This is a genomic window from Mesorhizobium humile (genome assembly GCF_033977215.1).
GTDB lineage: Bacteria > Pseudomonadota > Alphaproteobacteria > Rhizobiales > Rhizobiaceae > Mesorhizobium > Mesorhizobium humile.
This window is the reverse complement of the sequence record NZ_JAVIIV010000003.1, coordinates 230,335-254,173: the sequence shown is the minus strand read 5'-3', so window position 1 is coordinate 254,173 and position 23,839 is coordinate 230,335. Positions and strand designations below refer to the sequence as shown.

Annotated in this window: 23 protein-coding genes; 6 read left to right on the top strand and 17 right to left on the bottom strand. The window is 64.8% G+C overall.

Annotated elements, in window-relative coordinates; all coding sequences use genetic code 11:
• Window positions 1–86: 86 nt before the first annotated feature.
• Entirely contained in the window at window positions 87–1,202 is a 1,116-nt protein-coding gene (locus tag RFM52_RS06540) for a YbfB/YjiJ family MFS transporter (protein WP_320295030.1), read from the bottom strand.
• 121 nt (window positions 1,203–1,323) lie between these two features.
• Window positions 1,324–1,524, bottom strand: a complete 201-nt coding sequence (locus RFM52_RS06535; protein WP_320294686.1) for a hypothetical protein — start codon at window positions 1,522–1,524, stop codon at window positions 1,324–1,326.
• Between the two features lie 96 nt (window positions 1,525–1,620).
• Here RFM52_RS06535 and RFM52_RS06530 point away from each other — a divergent pair, with 96 nt between their 5' ends.
• From RFM52_RS06530 to RFM52_RS06520, 3 genes are all read left to right on the top strand, one after another.
• Entirely contained in the window at window positions 1,621–2,535 is a 915-nt protein-coding gene (locus RFM52_RS06530; RefSeq protein ID WP_320294685.1) for a LysR substrate-binding domain-containing protein, read from the top strand.
• Between the two features lie 84 nt (window positions 2,536–2,619).
• Window positions 2,620–3,876, top strand: coding sequence for an aminopeptidase (locus tag RFM52_RS06525; RefSeq protein WP_320294684.1), 1,257 nt, complete (start codon window positions 2,620–2,622; stop codon window positions 3,874–3,876).
• 10 nt (window positions 3,877–3,886) lie between these two features.
• Window positions 3,887–4,243: a DUF488 domain-containing protein gene (locus RFM52_RS06520; RefSeq protein WP_320294683.1), complete on the top strand. Its 357-nt coding sequence runs from the start codon at window positions 3,887–3,889 to the stop codon at window positions 4,241–4,243.
• 195 nt (window positions 4,244–4,438) lie between these two features.
• Here RFM52_RS06520 and RFM52_RS06515 read toward each other — a convergent pair whose 3' ends face one another.
• Both RFM52_RS06515 and RFM52_RS06510 read right to left on the bottom strand, forming a co-directional pair.
• Window positions 4,439–4,792: an ArsC family reductase gene (locus RFM52_RS06515; RefSeq protein ID WP_320294682.1), complete on the bottom strand. Its 354-nt coding sequence runs from the start codon at window positions 4,790–4,792 to the stop codon at window positions 4,439–4,441.
• Between the two features lie 415 nt (window positions 4,793–5,207).
• Window positions 5,208–5,561 carry a SnoaL-like domain-containing protein gene (locus RFM52_RS06510; RefSeq protein ID WP_320294681.1) on the bottom strand — a complete coding sequence of 118 codons (354 nt, stop codon included), beginning with the start codon at window positions 5,559–5,561 and terminating at the stop codon, window positions 5,208–5,210.
• A gap of 303 nt (window positions 5,562–5,864) precedes the next feature.
• Here RFM52_RS06510 and RFM52_RS06505 point away from each other — a divergent pair, with 303 nt between their 5' ends.
• Window positions 5,865–6,578: an SOS response-associated peptidase gene (locus RFM52_RS06505; RefSeq protein WP_320295029.1), complete on the top strand. Its 714-nt coding sequence runs from the start codon at window positions 5,865–5,867 to the stop codon at window positions 6,576–6,578.
• Window positions 6,579–7,059: 481 nt separating this feature from the next.
• On the opposite strand, the gene RFM52_RS06500 is transcribed toward RFM52_RS06505, so the two are convergent.
• The 7 genes from RFM52_RS06500 to RFM52_RS06470 all read right to left on the bottom strand — a co-directional run bounded on the left by RFM52_RS06500 (window position 7,060) and on the right by RFM52_RS06470 (window position 15,139).
• The gene (locus RFM52_RS06500) at window positions 7,060–8,037 is read right to left on the bottom strand and encodes a 2-dehydropantoate 2-reductase (protein ID WP_320294680.1); all 978 of its coding nucleotides are present in this window, start codon (window positions 8,035–8,037) and stop codon (window positions 7,060–7,062) included.
• Window positions 8,037–9,566, bottom strand: a complete 1,530-nt coding sequence (locus tag RFM52_RS06495) for an acyl--CoA ligase (protein ID WP_320294679.1) — start codon at window positions 9,564–9,566, stop codon at window positions 8,037–8,039. Before RFM52_RS06495 ends, RFM52_RS06500 begins: the two co-directional genes overlap by 1 nt.
• 47 nt (window positions 9,567–9,613) lie before the next feature.
• Window positions 9,614–11,200, bottom strand: coding sequence for a gamma-glutamyltransferase (ggt, locus tag RFM52_RS06490; protein ID WP_320294678.1), 1,587 nt, complete (start codon window positions 11,198–11,200; stop codon window positions 9,614–9,616).
• A gap of 22 nt (window positions 11,201–11,222) precedes the next feature.
• On the bottom strand, window positions 11,223–12,023 hold the full coding sequence (locus RFM52_RS06485; RefSeq protein WP_320294677.1) for an ABC transporter permease: 801 nt from the start codon (window positions 12,021–12,023) through the stop codon (window positions 11,223–11,225).
• Window positions 12,020–12,943 (bottom strand): ABC transporter permease, encoded by a 924-nt coding sequence (locus tag RFM52_RS06480; protein WP_320294676.1) that lies wholly within the window; start codon window positions 12,941–12,943, stop codon window positions 12,020–12,022. Before RFM52_RS06480 ends, RFM52_RS06485 begins: the two co-directional genes overlap by 4 nt.
• Window positions 12,940–14,019: an ABC transporter ATP-binding protein gene (locus tag RFM52_RS06475; protein WP_320294675.1), complete on the bottom strand. Its 1,080-nt coding sequence runs from the start codon at window positions 14,017–14,019 to the stop codon at window positions 12,940–12,942. The genes RFM52_RS06480 and RFM52_RS06475 overlap by 4 nt, the downstream gene beginning before the upstream one ends.
• A gap of 79 nt (window positions 14,020–14,098) precedes the next feature.
• Complete coding sequence (locus tag RFM52_RS06470) at window positions 14,099–15,139, bottom strand: ABC transporter substrate-binding protein (RefSeq protein ID WP_320294674.1); 1,041 nt, start codon at window positions 15,137–15,139, stop codon at window positions 14,099–14,101.
• A gap of 231 nt (window positions 15,140–15,370) precedes the next feature.
• Here RFM52_RS06470 and RFM52_RS06465 point away from each other — a divergent pair, with 231 nt between their 5' ends.
• Window positions 15,371–16,072, top strand: a complete 702-nt coding sequence (locus RFM52_RS06465) for a GntR family transcriptional regulator (RefSeq protein WP_320294673.1) — start codon at window positions 15,371–15,373, stop codon at window positions 16,070–16,072.
• A gap of 243 nt (window positions 16,073–16,315) precedes the next feature.
• On the opposite strand, the gene RFM52_RS06460 is transcribed toward RFM52_RS06465, so the two are convergent.
• The 6 genes from RFM52_RS06460 to RFM52_RS06435 form a co-directional block, all read right to left on the bottom strand.
• A complete protein-coding gene (locus RFM52_RS06460; RefSeq protein ID WP_320294672.1) occupies window positions 16,316–17,458 on the bottom strand; it encodes an ABC transporter ATP-binding protein in 1,143 nt (380 codons plus the stop codon).
• Window positions 17,448–18,056 (bottom strand): cupin domain-containing protein, encoded by a 609-nt coding sequence (locus tag RFM52_RS06455; RefSeq protein WP_320294671.1) that lies wholly within the window; start codon window positions 18,054–18,056, stop codon window positions 17,448–17,450. The genes RFM52_RS06460 and RFM52_RS06455 overlap by 11 nt, the downstream gene beginning before the upstream one ends.
• Window positions 18,057–18,261: 205 nt before the next feature.
• Entirely contained in the window at window positions 18,262–19,332 is a 1,071-nt protein-coding gene (locus tag RFM52_RS06450) for an ABC transporter substrate-binding protein (RefSeq protein WP_320294670.1), read from the bottom strand.
• A gap of 27 nt (window positions 19,333–19,359) precedes the next feature.
• The gene (locus RFM52_RS06445) at window positions 19,360–20,178 is read right to left on the bottom strand and encodes an ABC transporter permease (protein WP_320294669.1); all 819 of its coding nucleotides are present in this window, start codon (window positions 20,176–20,178) and stop codon (window positions 19,360–19,362) included.
• Window positions 20,175–21,077 carry an ABC transporter permease gene (locus tag RFM52_RS06440; RefSeq protein ID WP_430699233.1) on the bottom strand — a complete coding sequence of 301 codons (903 nt, stop codon included), beginning with the start codon at window positions 21,075–21,077 and terminating at the stop codon, window positions 20,175–20,177. Before RFM52_RS06440 ends, RFM52_RS06445 begins: the two co-directional genes overlap by 4 nt.
• Before the next feature lie 82 nt (window positions 21,078–21,159).
• Entirely contained in the window at window positions 21,160–22,443 is a 1,284-nt protein-coding gene (locus RFM52_RS06435; RefSeq protein ID WP_430699232.1) for an NAD(P)/FAD-dependent oxidoreductase, read from the bottom strand.
• Between the two features lie 198 nt (window positions 22,444–22,641).
• Between RFM52_RS06435 and RFM52_RS06430 the strand changes: the two genes are divergently transcribed.
• Complete coding sequence (locus RFM52_RS06430) at window positions 22,642–23,799, top strand: fumarylacetoacetate hydrolase family protein (RefSeq protein ID WP_320294667.1); 1,158 nt, start codon at window positions 22,642–22,644, stop codon at window positions 23,797–23,799.
• The last annotated feature ends 40 nt before the right edge of the window (window positions 23,800–23,839 follow it).

Sequence of the window (23,839 nt, the reverse complement as noted above, 5' to 3'; positions counted from 1 at the left end):
GCGTTGCTGTTTGGCGGGCATAAGGTCACACATTAGTGGGAAAGAAAATGCCTTGCCCGATGCCCGGCATCGAACAAGGCCGCAAATCATGGCGATTTTGGCGCGGCCGACCAAGCGACGACGCCGGAGAGCAGCAGTGCCGCCGCCGCCATGATCGAGGCAAGGGTGTAATTGCCCGAGGCCTGGGCGAGCAGGCCGGCGGCAATCGGACCGACGATCTGGCCGAGGCCGAAGGCTGCCGTCATCACCGCGAAGATGCGACGCGGCGCTCGCGGCGCGAGTTGCCTGCCCATCTGTATGCCCAGCGCCGTGATGGCGATGAAGGTGCCGCCAAGTAGCACGCCGGCGATCAGCGGCCCGGCGGCGCCCTTGACGACGACGCTGGCGGTGACGCCGACCACCTCGATCATGCAGCTCAAGGCATAAGCGGCATAGAGCCCGATCCGGCCGGCAAGCTTCTGCCACGCCCAAGTCGAGGGAAAGCCGGCAAGGCCGGCAACCATCCAGACGGTGGCCTCGAAGACGCGCCCGCCACCGCCCTGGCGCACGATGGCGACCAGGAACGTGGCTGTCACCACATAGCCGAAGCCGAACAGTCCATAGGCGACGATCATCTTTACCAGGGACCCGTCCTTGGGCAGCGCCGGCTCGCGCCCGTCGGCGACATTGGCCGGCGTGGTCGAGCCGGCAAGCAGCGCGACGACGATGAGACCCACCGCCGAAAGCGCTCCGGACCAGAGCCAGCCGTCGGCCCAACCCGCGTGTTCGGAGACGAGGATCGCCAGCAGCGCTGAGGACGCCGCTATGCCGAGGCCCACGCCGCCGAAATGCAGCGCCTGCAAATCGCCGCGGCCGGCCATCGCCAGATGGCTGAAGACGATCGAGGCCATGAACACCATGACGAAGGCGCTGGCGAGGCCGGCGAGGAAGCGGATGACGAGGAAGGCGGCCATCGTTTCGTTGAGCCCCATGAGGCCCGCGAGCACGGCGGTGGCGGCGAGGCCGGCGAACGTCAGCATGCGCTCGCGGCCATGCGCCCAGTCGCCGGCCGCGGCGAGCGCGCCGATGAGGTAGCCGAGATAGTTGGCGGAAGCGATCCAGCCGGCATCGGCCGGCGTCAGGTGCAGTCCCTCCATCATGCCCGGCAGGATCGGCGTATAGACGAAGCGGCCGATGCCCTGGGCGACGGCGAGCGCGAGCATGCCGGCGAGAGCAAGACGCAAGGGAGATGGCGAGGCGTTCATTGCGGCGCACAATAAGAATGTGCGTCCGCGAAACAATGCGCTTGCGTTGGGCCAGCGGGACGTAACGGCGCCGATGGAGTCAGCGGTCCGCCGCACCCATCGTTTCATATGCGGTGCGGCGGGCTGTCAGCCGGAAGGGCATGTCGCCAAGCTCGCGCTCCGACATGGTGTCGAGCACCGGATGCGACAGCGGATCGGTGATCCAGCGGGCCATCTCATCGTCATCGCGTGACCTCGCCTCGGCGCCGGAAAGCCCTTTCAGCAGGGATAAAATCTTCATGGGACCATCTCCTGGCTCAAGGCTGTTCCAGTTAAATTCTGCGCTTTCTTGTCGGATTCAATTGAGATTTCGATCCCTCCACTTTAGAAAAACTGAATGGCTATGCTCAATCGCGTCCATCTCAACGGCCTGCGCGCCGTGGAATCCGTCGCCCGGCTGGGATCGCTGGCGGGAGCGGCGGCGGAACTGAACGTCTCGGTCAGCGCCGTCAGCCAGCAGGTCAAGCGCACGGAAAAGCAGCTGGGACGGGCGCTGTTCGAACGCACATCTGGCGGGCTGGTGCCGACCGAATTCGGCGCCGCCTTCACGGTCCGGCTCAGCGCCGGCTTCCGTGAACTCGCGCAGGCGGTGGCGCTGGCCGACGAGGCAAACGAGTGCACGCTGGTCGTCTCGGTGGCGCCTGCTTTCGCCTCGAAATGGCTGCTGCCCAGGCTGTCGCGACACTTCGCGCGCCATCCGAACGTGCTTTTGCGCATCGACGCCTCGGCCCGGATCGCCGACCTCGACCGGTCCGACATCGATATCGCCATCCGGCTCGGCGACGGCAAATGGCCGGGCGACCGCGCCGAGCTTCTGCTTGCCCAGGAAGTGTTTCCGGTCTGCGCGCCCTCGATCGCGGCCAGGCTGAAGTCGATCGGCGACCTGGCGCAGACCTGTGCCATCACCGACGAGCGGGCGATGTTCAGCTGGGACGGCTGGTTCGAGGCGGCCGGCGTCGAGCCGGTCACCTTCCAGAAGGGCGCGCGCTTCACCGATCCGATGCTTTGCCTGGAATCGGCGATCGCCGGTCATGGCGTGATGCTCGCCTGGCAATTGCTCACCGCCGACGCGCTGGCCGACGGCCGGCTGGTCGCGCCCTTCGGCGTGCGGGCCGAGAGCGGGCTCGGCTACTGGTTGGTGACCTCTGCCACCAAAAGCGAAAGCCGCAAGGTGCGCGACTTCAAGGCCTGGATCCGCGAGGAGATCGAGGCGACCATGGCGCAGTTCCGGGCGTTGGACAGCGCAGCTTGAAGCCAGGCCCAGTCGATCGCGGTGGAAAGGCCAACCGCAGCGGTCTATGTAAGAACCAGACCCCAACAAACGGCAGGCAGGATCATGACCACACATTCGCGCGGCGTCTCGGCAAGCATCGACCCGGTGAAGCTCGACAGGCTGGCTGAAGTCGCCATCAAGGTCGGGCTGCAGCTGCAGCCTGGGCAGGATCTGGTGCTGACCTCGTCGATCGCGGCGCTGCCGCTGACCCGCCGCATCGTCGAGCACGCCTACAAGGCAGGCGCCGGGCTGGTGACGCCGATCTTCAACGACGACGAGATCACGCTGGCGCGTTTCCGCTATGGGGCGGATGCCGGTTTCGACCGCGCCGCCGGCTGGCTCTATGAAGGCATGGCGAAGGCCTTCTCGAACAATGCGGCGCGGCTTGCGGTGCGCGGCGAAGATCCGTCGCTGCTTTCCGCGCAAGATCCGGCCAAGGTGGCGCGCGCCAACAAGGCGAACTCGATGGCCTACCAGCCGGCGCTGGAGAAGATCACCGGCTTCGACATCAACTGGAACATCGTCGCCTATCCCGACCTTGCCTGGGCAAAGCAGGTGTTTCCGGGCGAGCCGGACGACGTCGCGGTTGTGAAGCTCGCCGATGCCATCTTCTCGGCCTCGCGGGTGGATGTCGAGGATCCGATCGGCAACTGGAAGGCGCACAACGCGGCGCTGGCCGAGCGGACGAAATGGCTGAACGAGCATAATTTCCACGCGCTGCATTTCACCGGGCCGGGCACCGACCTCACCGTCGGGCTGGCGGAAGGCCATGAATGGATGGGCGGCGCCTCGACGGCGAAGAACGGCGTCACCTGCAACCCGAACATCCCGACCGAGGAAGTCTTCACCACGCCGCATGCAAGGCGCGTCGAAGGCCATGTCTCCTCGACCAAGCCGCTCTCCTACCAGGGCACGCTGATCGACGAGATTTCCGTGCGCTTCGAGGGCGGGCGGATCGTCGAGGCCAAGGCCTCGAAGGGCGAGGACGTGCTGAAGAAGGTGCTCGACACCGACGAGGGCGCGCGTCGCCTCGGCGAAGTGGCGCTGGTGCCGCATTCCTCGCCGATCTCGCGGAGTGGGCTGTTGTTCTTCAACACGCTGTTCGACGAGAACGCCGCCTGCCACATCGCGCTCGGGCAGTGCTATTCGAAGTGCTTCGTCAACGGCGCCTCGCTCAGCCAGGACGAGATCGCCGAGCGCGGCGGCAACAAGAGCTTCATCCACATCGACTGGATGATCGGCTCGGACAAGATCGACATCGACGGCGTCGCCAAGGGCGGCGGCCGCGTGCCGGTGATGCGCAAGGGCGAATGGGCCTGAGAGAGGCGTAATGGCCTTCGACATAGCGGTGAAGCGCGTCTATGAGCCGCCGGCGAAAGCCGACGGGCAGCGGGTTCTGGTCGATCGCCTCTGGCCGCGGGGTGTCAGCAAGAAGGATGCCGAACTGGCGCTTTGGCTGAAGGAGATCGCGCCGAGCGACGAGCTGCGCAAATGGTTCGGGCACGAGCCGGAGCGCTGGGCGGAATTCCAGAAGCGGTATCGGGCCGAGCTTGATGCGAACAAGGAGGCGGTCGCGCAGCTGCGTGGCCTGTTGCGCGAGGGCAAGGTGACGCTGCTCTACGGCGCGCATGACGAAGCGCACAACAATGCGGTGGCGCTGGCGGCGTATTTGCGAGACCACGCATAATTGTTGAGATGTCGAGTTCCCTGGCCCCCCTCTCTGGCCTGCCGGCCATCTCCCCCTCAAGGGGGAGATCAGCCGTCGCGCCGGCTTTCGCCAATCGCCAACGTCGCAGGAATTAGCGAGGCGCCAAAGCTGCCAATCTGAGATGTCCGGCAGGACAGAGAGGGGGGCGAAGGAACGCTGCGTAAGCAGTCGAGCCTATTTTCCTCCCACCGCCTCCTCGTAAATCTCCGGCTTGAACCCCACCAAAATCCGATCGCCCACCTCCAGCACCGGCCGCTTGATCATCGTCGGCTTGGCCAACATCAGCTTCTTCGCCTTCTTCTCGTCGAGCGCTTCCTTGTCCTTCTCCGGCAGCTCGCGAAACGTGGTGCTGCCCTTGTTGAGCAGCTTTTCCCAGCCGACCTTACCGACCCAGCCGCTCAGTTTGTCAGCCTCGATCCCTTCGGCGCGGTAATCATGGAAGCGATACGGAACGTCATGGCTTTCCAGCCAGACGCGCGCCTTCTTTATCGTGTCGCAGGTGGTGATGCCGTACATGGTGTTGGTCAAGGCAGGCCTCGGGCGGATGGGGTTGCGAATCTGAGCGAACCCTAAGCCCGCCGCCGCGGCTTTGCCAGCGCAAGAGGCAAAGGCACACGCATCCCCCCGACGGCTGGGGCAAGTTGGCCGACCGACTTGCGAAGGCTCCTGAACCTCGTCATTCCAGGGCGGAGTAAGGAGCGTAGCGACGCGCGCAGACCCTGGAATTCATGCCGTTACCTGGACCGAAGTGTGCAACGGTGCAGAATTCTGGACCGCCGCGGTGCTTCCAAGTCACGGCATGGATCCTCGGGTCTGCGCGCGTCGCTACGCTCCTTGCTCCGCCAGTGGATGACGACCGCGATAGGCGTCTCGGCCAATCGCCAAGGCATGCCGCCTGCCAACGCACGAATAGCCAACCGATCAAAACTTCTGTGTTAAGGAACTAGTAGTAGAACCGCTCTTCGCTGATCTTGCCGTTCTTGACCGTGTAGAGGCCGACCTCGTCCATTTTGACACGTTCGCCGGTGGATTTCGGCGTAATGTCGAAGCTGAAGCGCAAGGCGAACTGGTCGCCATTGACATAGGGACCCTCGACCGAGCCGCCATGGACCTCGTGGTTCGCTTCCCACCACGCGCTTTTCTGCTTGACGGCTTCCTTGCCGTTGCACACGGCCATCGGACCTTCCATCGCCTCGTAGCTGACGATGTCGTCGGCATTGTACTTCGCGGCGGCGCTATGGCTGTCGCCCCGCTTGAGGAGTTCGGTGAAATCCTTGGCAATATCGGCAGTGGTCATGGGATCCTCCCGGTTTGGACCAGACATCAAGTAGGAACCGATTGCGCGCCTGCCACCGATGAGCCGCTTCGCAGGTGACAATTCGTGTCAGGATGGCGATGCCGCGCCATCAGAGCCCAACGATCCAGTTCCCGCCAGCGCCTTGCAGCCATGGGCCATGGTGCTCGGCCAGTTGGCTAGCCACGCAGAAACCCGACAGACCTTAGAGAGGTTCGAGATGCGGGTATGCTCGACCACCAGTACAGGTCCGTCGGCCATTTTTTGTTTCTGGATAACGAGCAATCGCTGAGGCATCCTGTGCAGATGTGCAACCTCTACAACATCACAACCAGCCAAGCCGCCATCCGCGAGTGGACCCGCGCCATGCGGGACATCACGGGCAACCTTGAGCCCTCGCTGGATATCTACCCCAACATGCCGGGCGCTGTGGTTCGCAATGCCCCGGACGGACAGCGGGAGCTTGCCAAGCTGCTGTGGGGAATGCCGACCCCGGCAGAGCGGGTGAAAGGCAAGGTGGACTATGGCACCACCAACATCCGCAATCCGCAGTATGGGCACTGGCAGCAATATGTTGGCGTGGAGAACCGCTGTGTGGTGCCCGTCACGAGCTTCGCAGAGCCAAGCCCCACGCCCAACGACAAGGACCCGGAGACACGTATACAGCGGAACTACTGGTTCGCACGAAGCGAGGACCGGCCGCTTTTCTTCTTCGCCGGCATGTGGACGCGCTGGCAGGGTGTCCGCAGGGTCAAAGACGGGCCGGGGGACTTCGAGCTTTACGGCTTCCTCACGACCAAGCCCAACGCCCTCATAGCACCCATCCACGAGAAGGCCATGCCGGTAATCCTCACCACCCGGGAGGAGGTGGAAACCTGGCTCACCGCCCCGTGGTCAGAAGCGCGGCACATGCAGCGGACAGCGCCCGACGATGCCTTGGTGATAGTCGAGAAGCCGGCCACACAGATCAAGTTCCCGCATGCCGGGGATGCGGCGGGTGGCCAAATGTCATTACTTTGACCCGGCTGAGACCCGGCGGGGAGATGATCTATCACTCTTTTTCATCACGCCAGATCACTCGACGCACCATACGGACCCCGACAAGCCGCCTCACGCGTATCTTCACGCCCTGGACGGCGCTGGGCAGCAGAATGTCCACGTCGAACTCCCGCCGCTTGCAGCGCTCGCACCGCATATGCCGCTCGACGTCCCAGAACGGAATGTCCCCCATGAGCTTGAGGAGATCTCCGGGGAGGTAGTGATGGGTGACGTTGCAGTTGATGCAGCGGACGCGGATTAACTGCCCGATTTCGTGAGCTCGGCTCAGTGTCTGAACGACGCGTCGGGTTCTGCTGCTGGGCTCCGGCATGGCCTACGAAATAGGAAAATGTTCCTTGCGGAGTCAATTTCAAAACTAGCCCTTTTGTTCTATTTTTGTTCATTTGTGGCAATTAGAGCGAGCTATCGGAATGAAGCGGCGGATTTCAGGACCCGCGTTCCTCTAATAACACCCGCGCTCGACCGCCAGCCGCCGCACCAACGCCAGCACGGTGTCGATGGTCGGCGTCGGCTGGCCGGTCAGGCGGCCGAGCTCTTGCACGGCTGTGACAAGCGCGTCGATCTCCATCGGGCGGCCGCGCTCGAGATCCTGCAGCATCGAGGTCTTGTGCTCGCCGACATCGCCGGCGCCCTTGATGCGCCGGTCGACGGGAATGAGGAAGCGTACGCCGAGGCTCTCACCGATCGCCTGCGCTTCCAGCATCATGGCGCGGGCGGTGGCGCGTGTGGCTTCGTCGGCGACGATTGCCGCAAGCGTGCTGCCGGTCAGCGCCGAGATCGGGTTGAAGGAAAGATTGCCCCAAAGCTTCACCCAGATTTCCGAGCGGATGTCCTCGCGCACCGGCGCCTGCAGCCCTGCCTTGACCATTTCGCGGGCAAGCGCGGTGGCCCGCTCGCTCTTTTCGCCCGAAGGCTCGCCCAGCGAAAAGCGCGTGCCCTCGACATGGCGGATCAGGCCGGGCGCGTCGACCTCGACGGCCGGATAGACGACGGAGCCGATGACGCGCTCCGGTCCGATGCGCTGCCAGATCGCACCGCCTGGATCGACCGCGGCGAGCCGCGTGCCTTCGAGCGCGCCGCCCGCCTTGTGGAAATACCACCAGGGCACGCCGTTCTGCATGGTGACAACGGCTGTCCCCTCGCCCAGCAGCGGCGCGATCTGATCAAGGGCCGGCGCCAGCGAATGCGCCTTCAGCGCCAGCACGACATAGTCCTGCACGCCGAGTTCGTCGGCGCGGGAGGCAGCCCTGACCTGCGCCACCTTTTCCTTGCCGTCCTCGATCAGGCGAAGGCCATCGGCCTTGATCGCCTCCAGATGCGCGCCTCGCGCCACGATCGACAGATCGACAGAGCTGGCGATCGCGAGCTTGGCGGCGAGGTAGCCGCCGATGGCGCCGGCGCCGAAGACTGTTACGCGCATCAGCCGAGCCCGAGCTTGGCCGCGAGACCTATGCGCTGCAGCTTGCCGGTCGCGCCCTTGGGAATCTCGTCAAGGATCAGCACCTTGCGCGGCACCTTGAAATCGGCGAGCCGAGTCGCGGCGAAGCCGCGGATGTCGGCCTCGCTGGCGCTCTGGCCTTCGCGCAGCACGACGGCGGACGCAACCTCTTCACCCAGCTTGTCATGCGGCATGGCGAAGGTGACGACCTGCGCCACCGCCGGATGATCCATCAGCACGTCGTCGACCTCGAGCGGCGAAATCTTTTCGCCGCCGCGATTGATGATCTCCTTCAGCCGGCCGGTGACGCGCAGGTAGCTGTCCTCATCGAGCACGCCCTGGTCGCCGGTGTGGAACCAGCCATGAGCGAAGGCGCTGGCATTGGCTTGCGGGTTCTTCTCATAGCCGGCGGTGACGTTCGGACCGCGAATGACGATCTCACCGATCTCGCCGGGTTTGAGCAGTCGCCCGTCCGGCGCCATGACGGCGACTTCCGGCCCGGCCGACGCGCCGACGCTGCCTGGCTTGCGCAGTCCGGGCGGCAAGCGGTTGGACGCCATCTGGTGCGCGGCCTCGGTCATGCCGTAGGATTCGATCACCGGGCAGCCGAAGGTCGCTTCCAATTCAGCCATCACCTGCGCCGGCAACGAAGCCGACGACGAGCGGATGAAGCGCAGCTTCGCCTCGGCGAGCTGCTCGGGGTTACGCGCGGCGCGCGGCAGGATCGCCTGATGCATGGTCGGCACCGCCGTGTACCAGCTTGGCTTGGCCTCTGAGAGCCACTGGAAGAAGCGCAGCGCGTTGAAGCCCGGCGTGCAGAAGACGCTGGCGCCGGCGGCGAGCGAGGACAGCACGGCTGCGATCAGTCCATGGATGTGGAACAGCGGCATGATGTTGAGGCAACGGTCGGCCGGCGTCAGGCCGAGCGTCGCGCCGATATGCGCTGCCGACGCCGCGAGGTTGGCGTGGCTGAGCGGCACCAGTTTCGGGCGAGAGGTGGTGCCGGAGGTGTGCAAAAGGAGCGCGACATCGCCATCGGCCGCCAGACCGGATGCGACCGGCGGCCCGACGGGATCGCCCTCGATCGCGAAGACGCCAGACGGCGCGCCTTCCGGCACCACCAGCCGCAGCACCGGAATGCCGAGGCGCCCGGCGACTTCGACCGAAGGGCCCTGCTCGTCCTTGCCGACGAGGATCGCCTTGACGCCGATATCGCTCAGATAGAAATCGAGCTCGTCGGCCCGGTAGGCCGGATTGAGCGGCGCGGTGGACGCTGCGGCCGCCACGGCGATGAAGGCCGTCGCCATTTCCGGGCCGTTCGGCAGCACGATGGCGACACGGTCGCCGCGGCCGATGCCCAGCGCGTTGAGCCGCGCCACGGTATCGCTGATCAGGCGACGCAGCCCGCCATGCGAGAGGGTCGCTCGCTCGGGCGCGGCGATGGCCGGCGCGTCGTCGGCGCCGGGTGCGAGGCGATGGGCGAGATCGGTGGCGTTTTGGCTGTTCGTCATGGTTCCAGACTATGTTTTGAACGGTCGGCTATTGTCCAGCAAATGGCTCAATATCCGAGCGCCAGCCCGTCCTTGCGCGGATCGGACGCGCCGGTCAGCGTGCCCTTTTCCCAATCGATCAGCACCGCCTGCCCGCCACCCAGCGGATGATCGGGCTCGACGACGCGATGGCCACGGCAACGCAGGCCCTCGATGGCATCTGGACGCACGCTTCGCTCGGCCTCGACGACGTCGTGGTTGTAGAAAACCCGAGCCACATCGATCGCCTGCTGCGGGTCCATGCCGAAGTCGATCATGTTGGTCAAAAGATGCACATGGCCGAAGGGCTGGTAGCCGCCGCCCATCACGCCGAAGGGCATCAAAGCGCGGCCGTTCCTCGTCATCATGCCTGGCATGATCGTATGCATCGGCCGCTTGCCGGGCGCGATCGCGTTCGGATGCTTCGGATCGAGGCGGAAGCTGGAGCCACGATTCTGCAGCACGACCCCGGTCTTCGGGCCGACGACGCCGCTGCCGAAGGAATAATAGGTCGAGTTGATGAAGCTCACCGCGTTGCGGTCGCGGTCGACGACGCTGATATAGACCGTGTCGCTGCCGGGAAGATCAAGCCTCGGCAGGTCGGTCATGGCGCGCTCGGGATCGATCGCCGAACGCAGGCGGTCGGCATAGGCGCCGGAAAGCAGCGCCTTGACCGGCACGTCGACATGATCCTGGTCGGCGAAAAATGCATCGCGGTCCTGGTAGGCGAGCCGGCCCGCCTCGATCTCGAGATGCTGACGCGCGGCGCCGTCCGGATCGAGCTTGCCCAGATCAAAGCCCGAGAGCAGGTTCAGCATCAGAAGCGCGGTCAGGCCCTGGTTGTTCGGCGGCATCTGGTGGATGTCGTGGCCGCGATAGGAGGTGCTGACCGGGGTTTGGCAATCGCCCTTGGCGGCGGCGAAATCGTCGAGCGTGTGCAGGCCGCCGAGCGCGCGAAGCCGTCCGACAATGTCCTCGGCCACCGCGCCTTCGTAGAAGCCGGCGCGGCCTTTTTTGGCGATGATGCGCAGCGTCTCCGCCAGTTCCGGCTGGCGATGGACGTCGCCGGGCTTCGGCGGCTTGCCACCGGGCAGGAAGATGCGCGTGGCCACCTCGTCCGCCGACAGGTCTGTCTCGGGATCCTCCCAGTCGAAGGCGACGCGGTCGTGCACGACATAGCCGTTTTCCGCGTAATGGATGGCCGGCGCGAGCGCGTCGGCCAAGCCCTTGCGGCCGTGATCGTCCAGCAAGCGGCACCAGGCGTCGATGGCGCCTGGGATGGTGACTGCGTGCGGGCCCTGTTTCGGCAGTTCGTTGAACCCCTTGTCCAGATACCAGTCGACCGTCGCGGCCCCGGGCGCGCGGCCCGAGCCGTTGAAGGCGAGCACATTGCCGTCGCCCTTCGGGCAATAGAGGACGAAGCAGTCGCCGCCGATGCCGGTCGATTGCGGCTCGACCACGGCCTGCACCGCGGCCGCGCAGACCGCTGCGTCCATCGCGTTGCCGCCGGAGCGCAGCATGTCGATCGCGGCAAGCGTCGACAAAGGATGAGAGGTCGCGGCCATCGCCTCGGTAGCGCGGACCGGCGAGCGGCCGGGAAACTGGAAGTCACGCATGCTGGTTTTGGTATCCCTCAAATCAACGTCCGCGGCCGAAAAGCTGGGCGGCGGACAACAAGACGATCGATAGCACGATCAAGCAAGTGGAAATGGCGGCGATCGTCGGATCGATCTGGTCGCGCAGCGCATTGAACATGCGGCGCGTCAGCGTCGTGGTCTCGCCGCCGGAGATGAACAGCGAGACCACCACCTCGTCGAACGACGTGATGAAGGCAAACAGCGCGCCCGAGACGATCGAGAATCTTATTTGCGGCATCGTCACCTGGAAGAAGGCGGAGAAGCGGCCGGCGCCGAGGCTGCGCGCGACCATCTCCTGGTTCATGTCATAGGACCGCAAGCCCGAGAGCACGGTCAGCACCACCAGCGGCAGCGCCTGCACCGTGTGCGCGATGACGAGGCCGGTCAGCGTGTTGTTGAGGCCGATGCGGGCATAGAGAAAGAAGGTGCCGATGCCGATCAGGATGACGGGGATGATCAGCGATGCCGTGAGCAGCGCGTTGATGGCGCCGGTCAGCCTCAGCGTGCGGGCGTTGATGGCGTAGGCCGCGGCGGTGCCGAGCACCGTCGCGACGATCGCCGTCATCACCGCCACCTTGACCGAGACAATGGTGGCGTCGCGCCATTCGACGGAGCCCAAATAGCTTTCATACCAGCGCAGCGACCATTCCTGCGGCGGGAACTGCAGGAGTGTCGAGCCGGAGAAGGACATGATGACGATGATCACCGACGGGGCGATCAGGAACAGCATGACAAGGCCGCCGAGCGCGTAGAGCCACAAGCGTTGCCGATGCGAGATGGGCAGGCTGTTTTCCACGCTCATCGCTCACTCCAGACCCCGGTGGCGCGGGCGCCGAGCAGCCACTGGAAGAGGCCAAGCAGGGCCAGCGTGACGCCAAGCAGCACGACGCCAAGCGCGGCGCCAGCACCCCAGTTGGAATAGAGGCTGGTGGTCTGCTCCATGCGCATCGCCCACATGATCACCTTGCCGCCGCCCATCAGCGCCGGGGTGACGAAGAAGCCGAGGCAGAGCACGAAGACGATCACCACGCCCGAGGCCAGACCCGGCAGCGACAGCGGCAGGAAAATCTGCCGGAAGGTGGCGGCCGGGCTGGCGCCGAGATTCATGCCGGCGCGCAGGCAGTCGGTGTCGATCGTCTTCATCGAGGCGTAGAGAGGCAGCACCAGGAAGGGCAGCATGATGTGGGTCATGCCGATGACCACGCCGGCGAAATTGTTGGCGAGCGGCAGCGGCTGGCCGATGACGCCGAGATCCATCAGCCATGTGTTTACCAGGCCCTTGCGCTGCAGGATGACCAGCCAGGCATAGGTGCGCACCAGCACCGAGGTCCAGAACGGCAGGATGACGAAGATCAGGCAGACTCCGGCGGCGCGGCGCGGCAGTTGCGAGAGCATATAGGCCAGCGGATAGCCGAAGAGCACGCAGGCGCCGGTGACGAAGAAAGCCACCTTGAAGGTGGTGACGAAGGTCTTGATGTAGGAGGCCTGCTCGAAGAAGCGCGCATAATTGGCGGCGCTGAACTGGCCGGCCTCATCGAACAGCGAAAGCCAGAACAGCCAGCCGATCGGCACGATGATGACGGTGAAGACGAGAAGCAGTCCGGGCGACAGAAGCGCGAGCATGCCACGCGATTCCCGCCGCGCGTCGGCGCGCAAGGCATCGGCATTGAGCGCCCCAACGGGCCGGCCGGCATGATCGAGGCTGGCGGACGCGATGCTCATTGGTCCGCCACCAGCACGACGTCCTGCGCATCGATACCGAGCGTTATCGGCTCGCCCGGCGCCGGCAGTTTCGCCAGCACGTCGGAGCGGCAATAGTCGCGCAAGGTCACCTGCCGCCCGTCCTTAAGCGTCGCGTAGCAGACGAAGCTGTCGCCCTGATAGATGACATCGCCGACAATTGCCGGCAGCACATTGACGTTGCCCGCGGGTTCGCCGGCGATCACGCGCAGCTTCTCCGGCCGCACCACCATCAGGTGCCGGCCGAGGGAAGGTGCCGCTGCTGCCATGTGGAGCTTCCTGTCCTCATACCAAACGCTGCCATTGCGGCATTCGACGGGAATGAAGCTCGACTCGCCGATGAAGCCGGCAACGAACTTGGTCTTCGGCCTGGCGTAGAGGATCTCGGGCTGGTCGATCTGCTCGATGCGTCCGGCATTCATGACGGCGACGCGGTCCGACATGGTGATCGCCTCGCGCTGGTCATGCGTGACGTAGACCGTCGTCATGCCGAGCCTTCGATGCAAGTTGCGCAGCTCGATCTGCATATGCTCGCGCAGGCTCTTGTCGAGCGCCGACAGCGGCTCGTCCATCAAAACGATGCGCGGCTCGAAGACGATGGCGCGGGCCAAGGCCACACGTTGCCGCTGGCCGCCGGAGAGCTGGTCGACACGGCGCTCGCCGAGGCCTTTCAGCTGCACGAGGTCCAGCGCCCTTTCCACGCGTTCAGTGGTTTCGGCCGCCGATACGCGCCGCTGCTTCAGCGGAAAGGCGATGTTGTGGAAGACGTTCATATGCGGGAACAGCGCGTAGCTCTGGAACACCATGCCAATGTTGCGCTTGTGCGGCGGCATGGCGATCATCTCCTCGCCGCCGACCTTGATGGAGCCGGCATTGGCCCGCACGAAGCCGGCCAGGATCATCAGCAGCGTCGTCTTTCCCGAGCCAGACGGCCCGAGCAGCGTCAGGAATTCGCCCGCCGCGACATCGAGGCCGAGATCATGCAGCACAGACACGCCGCCAAAGCGCTTCTCGATACCGCTGATGCCGATGGGAAGCGCGGTCTGCGCGAGAGACAAGAGCATCTCCTTCAACTCCGGATCATTTTTCGCGAAACGCTGCGGAGCGGCGCATTTTGCTCCGCTCCGCACAGGTTCGTCATTGCTGGATCAGGTTGTTGAATTTCTCCGTCGCCTCGACGAGCGTGTCGCGCCAGAAGGCCGGGTCCTGCAGCACCTGCTTCTTGACGTTCTCGGGGGCGGAATTGATGTCCTTGATCCGCTCCGGCGGGATCTTGCCGGTCTCGAAGGCCTTCTCGTTGGCCGGGCCATTGTCGACATAGAGCGGCAGATTGGCCTGGAGATCGGGGCTGACGAACTTGGCCAGCGCCTTCATGGCGATGTCCTTGTTCTTCGACCCCTTCGGGATGACCATGCAGTCGGCGGTCAGCACGCCCTGGTCGAAGGAGAAGCTGACCGGCGCGCCGGACTTCTTCAAGGTGCCGGCGCGGCCGTTCCAGATGCTCGCCATGTCGACCTCGCCATCCTTGACGAGTTGCATGGCCTGCGCGCCGGAGGTCCACCAGGCGTCGATATGGCCCTTGACCTTGTCGACGGATTGCAAGGCGCCGTCGATGTCGACCGGATAAACCTTGTCGATCGGAACGCCCTTGGCGAGGGCGGCGACGCTCAGCGTCTCCGTCGCCTGGCTGCCCGAGAGCGCGCGGCGGCCCGGGAATTTTTCGACGTTCCAGAAATCGGCCCAGGTCTTCGGGCCTTTGTCGCCGAAAACATCCGTGCGGTAGATCAGCACCACGGAGGTGTAGGAGATGCCGACCCAGTCGTCGTGGACAAGCTTCGGGTTGATGCCGCTCTTGTCGATGACGTTGTAGTCGAGTTTCTCGAACAGGCCTTCCTTGGAGCCGCGCGCGCACTCGTCGGCGCCGAGCTCGGTGATGTCCCATTTGACGGCATTGCCGGTGACCTGCAGCCGCACGTCGTCGAGGCCGTTGGTGGTATCCTGCTTGATGGTGATGCCGAGATCCTTGGCCGTCGGATCGAAGAAGGCCTTGGTCTGCGCCTCCTGATAGGTGCCGCCCCATGAGGCGACGGTTATGGTGTCGGCGGCCGACGCCGGAACGGCGACCGTGGCGAGCAGGCCGGCGATGGCCATGCCATGAATACAAAGTCTCTTCGTCATTTTCGCTTCTCCAACCGGTGTTCCCGTTATCGTTGATTTGGTATGCGAATTTGTATACAATTTTGAGTGTAATTCACCGGAAACCGTTGTCAACACGGACAATGCGTTTTTCGGTGGGAGGGCACGGAGCCGTCAGTCGGCACGTTGGCTCTTGTTGAGACGGCTCTGTTTCAAGCAAGGGCTAAAAGGCTCTAGACTGCGATTCTGCGATAGGCCGTTGGAGGCGGACGCTTGAAAAAGGAACGGAAAAACACGCTGCGCGACTCGGTGTTCGAGAAGCTGAAGGCGCTGATCATCACCGGCCAGATCCCGCCGGGCGGCCGCGTGACCGAAAACGAGATCGCCGAGCGCCTGAAGGTCAGCCGCACGCCGGTGCGCGAGGCCTTCAATCGGCTCGAGCGCGACGGGCTGGTGATCGGGCGCCCGCGCCAGGGCTATGTGGTGGCCGAGTTCAACCTGACCATGTTCCGCGAGGCCTTCGACATCCGCGAATTGCTTGACGGGCGCGCGACGGAGCTCGCGGCGGCCAATGCGACCGCCGCCGACAAGGCGAGGCTGCGCGACATGCTGGCCGAATGCGAGCGGCTGGCGGCGATCCCGGACCGCAGCACGAGGGAGAAATTCGAGGAGCTGCAGGTCGGCATCGACCTGCACCGGGTGATCGCCGAGATCGGCGGCAACGAGATGCTCTACGGCATGCTTTGCGGCATCCTCGACAAATGCCAGCAATATGTCTGGACGGAGCTTCTGTGGCTGGACGAATGGAAGCTCACCCGCGAGGAACATGCCGGCATCGTCGACGCGATCTGCGCCGGCGATGTCGCTTTGGCCGGCGAGCGCGCCCGCGCGCATGTGCGCGGCTCGCGCGAGAACATCCTGCGTCTGCTGCAGGCCAAGTCCGACTATCAGGGATTCTTCGCAAAGGCGTCTTGAGCATAGAGTGGTTCACCGTTTCACGGAAACGGTGAACCACTCTATCTCTTTGTTTTTACGCAATTCCAGACGGAAAGCTACGGCGAAGCCGCCGAGCCTAACCGCTCACACTTTTCCTGGAATTGCTCTAATGCATGTCGCGCAAAAGTGACCTCGGTTTTGCGGCAACGACATGCATCAAGCAAGGCGCTAAAGCGCGTCGCGTGAATCCGTTTCGACGCGACGCGCTTTAGGTCTTGTCCATCAACCGGAAAGCATGGGGCAGTTGGCGCCGCGCCGCAGGCTGACATGCGCGACGTCGCCGACGCTGAATTGAGAACCGTCGGCGCGGCGCGGGGCGTCGATGACGATCGCGGTCCCCTCACCCAGCTCGGCGTGGAGGCGCAGCGTGCGGCCATGGAAGACGACGCCGCTGACCCGCGCCGGCGCGGTTCCCTCGGCGGCCTCGCCGGCCGCCAGAAGATCCTCCGGGCGCACGCCTATGGTGCGCGTGTCGCCGGCGGCCGGCGTCTCGCCGTTGTCGGAAGTGGCCTCCAGCGGCAGTTCGCCTGCGGCGAAGCGCAGCCGCTCGCCGTCGCGGCCAAGGAAGCGCGACTGCAGCAAGTTCATCGTGCCGATGAAGGAGGCGACGAACCTCGTCGCGGGCCGGTCGTAGAGCGTCGCCGGCGCAGCAGTCTGCTCGATGCGGCCCTTGTTCATGACGACGATGCGGTCGGAGATCGACAGCGCCTCGGTCTGGTCGTGGGTGACCATGACGAAGGTGGTGCCGAGCCGCGACTGCAGCCGCTTCAATTCCACCTGCATCTGCTCGCGCAGATGCGCATCGAGCGCCGACAGCGGCTCGTCGAGTAAAAGCACGCGCGGCTCGCAGACGATGGCGCGGGCCAAAGCGACGCGCTGGCGTTGGCCGCCGGAAAGCTCGGAGACGCGGGCGCGCAGCTTGTCGGCGAGCCCGACCATGTCGAGCGCCTCGCGAACCCGTTTTGCCTGTTCGGCGCCGGTGAGTTTGCGCAGCGACAGGCCGAAGCCGACATTGGCCGCGACATCCATATGCGGGAACAGCGCATAGTCCTGGAAAACGGTGTTGACCGGGCGGTCGAAGGGCCGCAGGCCTGTGATGTCGCGGCCGTCGAGCAGGACATTGCCGCTGGTCGGGCTTTCGAAGCCGGCGATGACACGCAGGCTCGTCGTCTTGCCGCAGCCGGATGGGCCGAGCAGGGTCAGGAACTCGCCTGCGGCGATGTCGAGATCGACGCTATCAAGACCAACAATGCCGCCAGGGAAGACTTTCGAGACTTTCTGCAGTCGAACTAATGGTTCTCGCAATTCCGAACGGAAAACCGCTTCACACTTTTCCTGGAATTGCTTTGGAGCATCAGGCGCCATCGCGCACCTCGGACGGTTTTGTCGTGTTGACCCACAGGATCTGGCAGCGCTCGGCGCCGGGATTGCGGAAGGCGTGCAGCAGCGTGCTCTTGAAGGCGAAGCTGTCGCCGGCCTTGAGCACATAGGTTGTCGCGTCCACCACCAGCTCGACCTCGCCCGTCATCACGAAGCCGAATTCATGGCCGGCATGGGCATAGGCTTCCGCCGTGCCGCCGCCGGCCTCGACCGTCACCAGCATGCCGGTGAGCGTCGCGGCGGGCGGCGACAGCAACGCCTTGGCGATGCCCTCGGATTTCACCGGGATCGACCGGCGCTTGTCGGCGCGCACGCAATAGAGATCGTTGACCGCCTCGTTGCCGTCGGCGATCAACGCCGACGGTTCGATGTCGAGCGCGGCTGCCAGCGGCCAGATCACCTTGACGCGCAGCGAGGACATGCCGCGCTCGATCTGGCTGAGCGCGCCGATGGAGATGCCGGCCTTGGCCGCGAGCTCGGCCAGCGACAGCTTGCGCTCAAGCCTGAGCGCCCGCATGCGCCGGCCGACGCGGATGTCGGCATCGTCCTTTGGTTTCGTCGCCGCTTCGTCAAGAACATCCATGCATCGGTCCTCGTTGTCTTTCCACCGGTGCGGCGCAGCGCCGCCAGGCTCCCCCTTCTCCCCTTGTGGGAGAAGGTGTCGCCGAAGGCGACGAATGAGGGGTGCTCCAGCTTGGCAAGGACGGCGACCCGTCCAACACCCCTCATCCGTCTCGGCGCTGCGCGCCGATCCACCTTCTCCCACAAGGGGAGAAGGTAAGGGGCGCTCAGCCGCCCGCCTTCACCTTCTCGAACATCTTCGCCATATCGTCATTCTGCTTCATCGGCCCGGTGAAGATGGTGCTCTTCAGCATCACGTCCGGATCCGCCGGCAGCTGCAGCTTGTCCAGCTCCTCCTTCGACACGCCGGCGAAGGCGGTCGAGAGCGAGCTGCCATAGCCGTAGGACTGGATCAGGAACTTGCCCGAGTCGGCGTCGAGCCGGCTGTTGATGAAGTCATAGGCGAGATCGACGTTCTTGGCGTCCTTAAGCATGACGAAGCCGCAGGCCCAGGTGAGCATGCCTTCCTTCGGCTTCATGAACTCGACCGGAACACCCTGCTTCTTCAGCGAGGTGGCCGACGCGTTCCAGGTCATGGCGGCGACCAGCTGGCCGCTTGCCAGCGCCTGCTCGACCGAGGTCATGTCGGTGGTGTAGCTCGACAGCAGCGGCCGCTGCTCGCGCAATTTCGCGGCGACCTTCTCCATCTGGTCCGGCGTCATGTCGAACGGGTTCACGCCCGCGAGCAGCGCTGCGACGATCGGCGTGTCATGCACGGCGTCGATGGTCGCCATGCGGCCGGCATATTGCTTGTCCCACAGAAGGTTCCAGCTCGCCTCCGGGTTCTTCACCAGATCGGTGCGGTAGAGGATCGAGGTGTTGCCCCAGTCCCACGGCACCATCCACACCTTGCCGTCGCCGGCCTGCAGGTCTGGCAGGTTCTTGAACACCGGGAAGATCGAATCCCAGTTCTTGATGCGCTTGGTGTCGATCGGCTGCAGCAGGCCTTCCTTGTTCCAGCGCGCCACCTTGTCGTAGCAGGGATGCGCGATGTCGGGGCGGAAGCCGGCCTTGACCTTGGTGAAGGCGTCGTCGTCGTCGCCGAAGATCGTCGCCTCGACGCCGTCCGGATGCGCGGCAAGGAAGCTCTTGTTGAAGTCGGGCAATTCATAGCCCGACCAGGTGAAATATTGCAGCTTGTCGGCGGCAAGAGCGACCGTCGACGACAGCGCCATGGCGAGCGCCGTGAGGCCCGCCAAGGCTTTGCGGCCAGTGATCGATTTCAGGTGGAATGTCATTCTCGTTCTCCTCTTCTTTGTTGTGGTTCAGGCTGGATTGCGGCGCGCGGCGCCGAGGCCGCGATGGCGAAGGATTTCGGCGGTGCCGGCGATGACGAAGGAGACGCCGAGGATCACCGTTCCCAGCGCCATCACGGTCGGCAGCGAGCGCGGGAAGCGCAGTTGGCTCCAGATGTAGAGCGGCAGCGTCGGCTCGGTGCCGGCGAGGAAGAAGACGACGATGAACTCGTCGAAGGAAATCAGGAAAGAGAGCATGAAGGCCGACAGCACGGCCGGCGCACTCAGCGGCAGCATGACGCGCCGGAACGTCGTCCAGTCGGACGCGCCGAGGTCAAGGGCGGCCTCGCGAATGGTCTTCGGGATGGCGGCGAAGCGGCTGCGCATCACCACCACCGTCGTCGGCAGCGCAACGAGGATGTGACCGAGCACGATGGAAACGCGCGATGGGCCGAGGCCGATGAGGTTGACCAGGATGAGCAGCGAAATGCCGACGATGACGCCGGGGATCAAGATCGGCAGCCGGGCGATGGCGCTGATGGTGGCGGCGAGCGGCGAGCGGCCGCAGAGATCCATATAGGAGACGGTGATGCCGCAGAGCGTCGCGCCGGAGGCGGCGACGACGCCGATGACCAGGCTGTTGGCCAGGGCGCCGGAGAGCGCCGGGTTGCCATAGAGCGTGCGGTACCATTCCAGCGTGAAGCCCTGCAGCGGAAACGCCGCCTGGATCGAGTTGTTGAAGGAAAACAGCGGGATCAAAAGCACCGGCAGATAGAGGAAGACGAGATAGCCGAGCACATAGAGGCCGAGCCAGCGGCCGTCCGCATTGATGTCGGTCCGCGCGCTCATGTGCGGCTGCCAAACCGGCGGTCGGCACCGCGCGCGACCAGCACCACGCAAAGAATGACCAGCATGACGCAGACCGAGAGGGCTGCGCCGAACGGCCAGTCATTGGCCTTGCCGAACTGCGACTGGATCAGCGTGCCGATCATGGTGCTGGCCGGGCCGCCGACCATGGCCGGCGTGACATAGTCGCCGACCGTCGGCACGAAGACGACAAGTGCTGCCGCCAGCACACCCGGCATGGAATTCGGCAGCACGACGCGGCGGAAGCTGGTGAACGGCCGCGCGCCGAGGTCGGACGCGGCTTCGAGCAGCGATTTCGGGATCGTGTCCAGCGCCACATAGATCGGCAGGATGGCGAAAGGCGCGTAGGCGTGGGCGAGCGTCACCACGACTGCCGCCGGCGTGTTAAGGAAGGCCAGCGTCGGCTGCGACCACAGGCCGGTCTCGATGAAGGCAGAGTTCAGCACGCCGTTATAGGCGAGCACGATCTTCCAGGCGAAGACGCGCAAAAGGTAGCTGGTCCAGAACGGCAGCGTGACCAGGAAGAGCAGCAGGTTGCGCCGGCGGCCGGCATGGAAGGCAAGGTAATAAGCGACCGGATATGCAGTCGCGACGGTGGCGAGCGTCACAAGGCCGGCGATGACCAGCGAGCGCAGCGTCACCGTCCAGTAAAGCGGATCGGTGGCGACGGTGAAAAAGTTTGCGACCGTCAGGCCGACGCCGAGCAACGAGCCGTCATTGCCCCTAAAGGCGAGGAAGACCACGAGGCCGAGCGCGAACAGGATGAGGAAGAATGTGACCAGCCCGCCAGGCAGCAGCATGGCGAAGCGGAACACCGGCGAGATGCGGTTTTCCGGCAATGGCCGTGTTGCAACGATGGTCGACGACATCGAACTGCCCATCGAAATTCTGAAATCTCCTAATGTTTTTTCATATTCATGAAACTGTCAAGCTGAATCGCTTGTGCGCCGCACGCGTTCGGCGTCAGCGCTCGAAGGCGTCGAGCATGCGGTACCAGGTGATTGCCGCGGCAACGCCGACTTGGCGGAAGGCGTGGAATGGGATTGGCCGGATCGGCGACAGCGGGAATGGCAATTGCCTGGCGTCACCGCTTGCAAGGTAGTTCGCCATCCGCCTGCCCAGCGCGCTCATCAGCCCGACGCCCCTGCCCTGGCAGCCGACGACTGCGAGCAGGCCTTTTTCCGGCTCGTGCAGATGCGGCAGGTGATCCGGTGTCAGCGCCACGCGGCCGAACCAGCGCTTTTCGATGGCGATGCCGGCGAGCGCCGGATAGAGGCGGATGAGCGCGCGTTCGCAATGCGCCCAGTCCGCGGGGCTCGAAGGCAGCGCCATGCGGCCCCGCCCGCCCAGCACCATCCGACCGTCAGCGCTTTTGCGGTAATAGACCAGGATGCGGCGGGAATCCGAAACCGCCTGGCCGCCCGGCAGGATGCTGGCTGCAAGCTCCGCCGGCAGCGGCGCGGTGGCGATCTGGAAGGAATGCAGCGGCACGATCGTCTGGGCGAGCCCCGGCAGCAGGCCGTCCGTATAGGCATTGGTGGCAAGCACGACCCCCTTGGCGCGCAACTCGGCGCCGCCTTGCGTCGAAACCCGCCAGGCGCCGACATCCTTGCGGAGCTTCACCACCCGCTGCCGCTCGGCGATGCTGGCGCCCGCGACCGAGGCGACGCGGGCGAGCTCGAGTGTATAGGACAGCGGATCGATGACGCCGGCGCGGCGATCGAGCCAGCCGCCGAGATAGCCCCTCGCGCCGGTCATCGCCGCGATCTCGGCTCCGTCGAGCAGCTTGACGTCGGCGCCGCGCGAGCGCCATTGGCGATCCCGGTTGGCGGCTGCCTGCAGGGCAGTTTCGGTGTGCGCGGCTTGGATCCAGCCATTGCGGGTGAAAGGCACGGCCAGCTTCTCGTCGCGGATCACATCGAACACGGCGTCGGCCGTCGCGGCGGCGAACTCGACCAGGGCTTCGCCGCGCTCCTTGCCGAAGTGCCTGAGCAGCCATTCCGGATCGTATTTGAGGCCTGGAATGACCTGGCCGCCATTGAGGCCCGAAGCGCCCCGCCCGATCGCGACGGCGTCAAGCACCTGAACGGAAAGCCCCGCGCGCGCCGCGTGCAGGGCTGTCGAAAGGCCCATGATGCCGCCGCCAACGATGACCGCGTCGAGCGTGCCACCACTCGACAACTCAGACTGAAATGCCGGGGCTACCTGTGGCTTTCGCCAGATCGGATCGGAAAAGGCTGCGGGCAAGAGGTCACCTAGCGCTGGAGCTTCGTGAAAATCTTATTGTCGATTTCACAGATTTGAAAGAGTGCTTCGATGGGCCAGTCCAGCCGTGGCCGTGTGACAGTATTTGCATGGACCACAAATGTTGCGGCCGGCGGGATAGACGTTTCCGCGAAATCGGGGAAAAGTGCCGCGCGCGAAAAATCGAGAGGAAGCATCACCATGACCGATCCGACCCGCCTGCCCGCCGACGGACTTTTCGTCGGCCGCGCCAGGACAAGCGACGTTGCCCATCCGCTGGTGGTCACGGTGCGTGACGGCCAGGTCATCGACATCACCGCGAGCGCGGCGCCTACGGTGCGCGATGTCTGCGAGCTGAAGGATCCGGCCGGCTATCTGCGCTCGGCAAAGGGCAAGGCGATCGGCGCGCTTGCCGACATCGCGGCGAACAGCTTCGAAGCCGAACGCGACGCCAAAAAGCCGATGCTGCTTTCGCCCGTCGACCTGCAGGCGGTGAAGGCTTCCGGCGTCACCTTCGTCGTCAGCCTGCTCGAGCGCGTCATCGAGGAACAGGCGCGCGGTTCGGCCGAAAAGGCGGACGCCATCCGCGCCGACATCGCCGGGCTGATCGGCCATGACCTGTCGAAGTTGAAGCCCGGCTCACCGGAAGCGATGGAAATCAAGGCCAAGCTGATTTCGCGCGGCGCCTGGTCGCAATATCTGGAAGTGGGCATCGGCCCGGATGCCGAGATCTTCACCAAATGCCAGCCGATGGCCTCGGTCGGCTTCGGCGCCGATGTCGGGCTGCACCCGGTCTCCACCTGGAACAATCCGGAGCCGGAGATCGCCATGATCGCCGATAGCTCAGGCCGCATCGTCGGCGCCACGCTCGGCAACGACGTCAATCTGCGCGACGTCGAGGGGCGCTCGGCGCTGCTGCTCGGCAAGGCCAAGGACAACAATGCCTCCGCCTCGCTCGGCCCCTTCATCCGGCTGTTCGACGAGACGTTTTCCATCGCCGACGTGAAGCGCGCCACGGTGCGGCTCAGCGTCGAGGGCGAGGATGGCTTCTCGCTGCAGGGCGCGAGCTCGATGGCGGAAATCAGCCGCACGCCGGAGGAGCTGGTCAAGGCGGCAATGGGGCCGCATCACCAGTATCCCGACGGGCTGGCGCTCTATCTCGGCACCATGTTCGTGCCGTCGAAGGATCGCGGCGAGAAGGGCAAGGGTTTTACCCACAAGGTCGGCGACATCGTCACCATCTCGTCGGAAAAGCTCGGCGCGCTCACCAACCGCGTGCGCCTGTCGCCGGACTGCCCGCACTGGACCTACGGCGCCAGCCACCTCATGCGCGACCTGGCCAGGGCTAATCTGATCTAAGGCCGCACCATGAGTGGCGTTGTCCGAAGTCTACGCAACA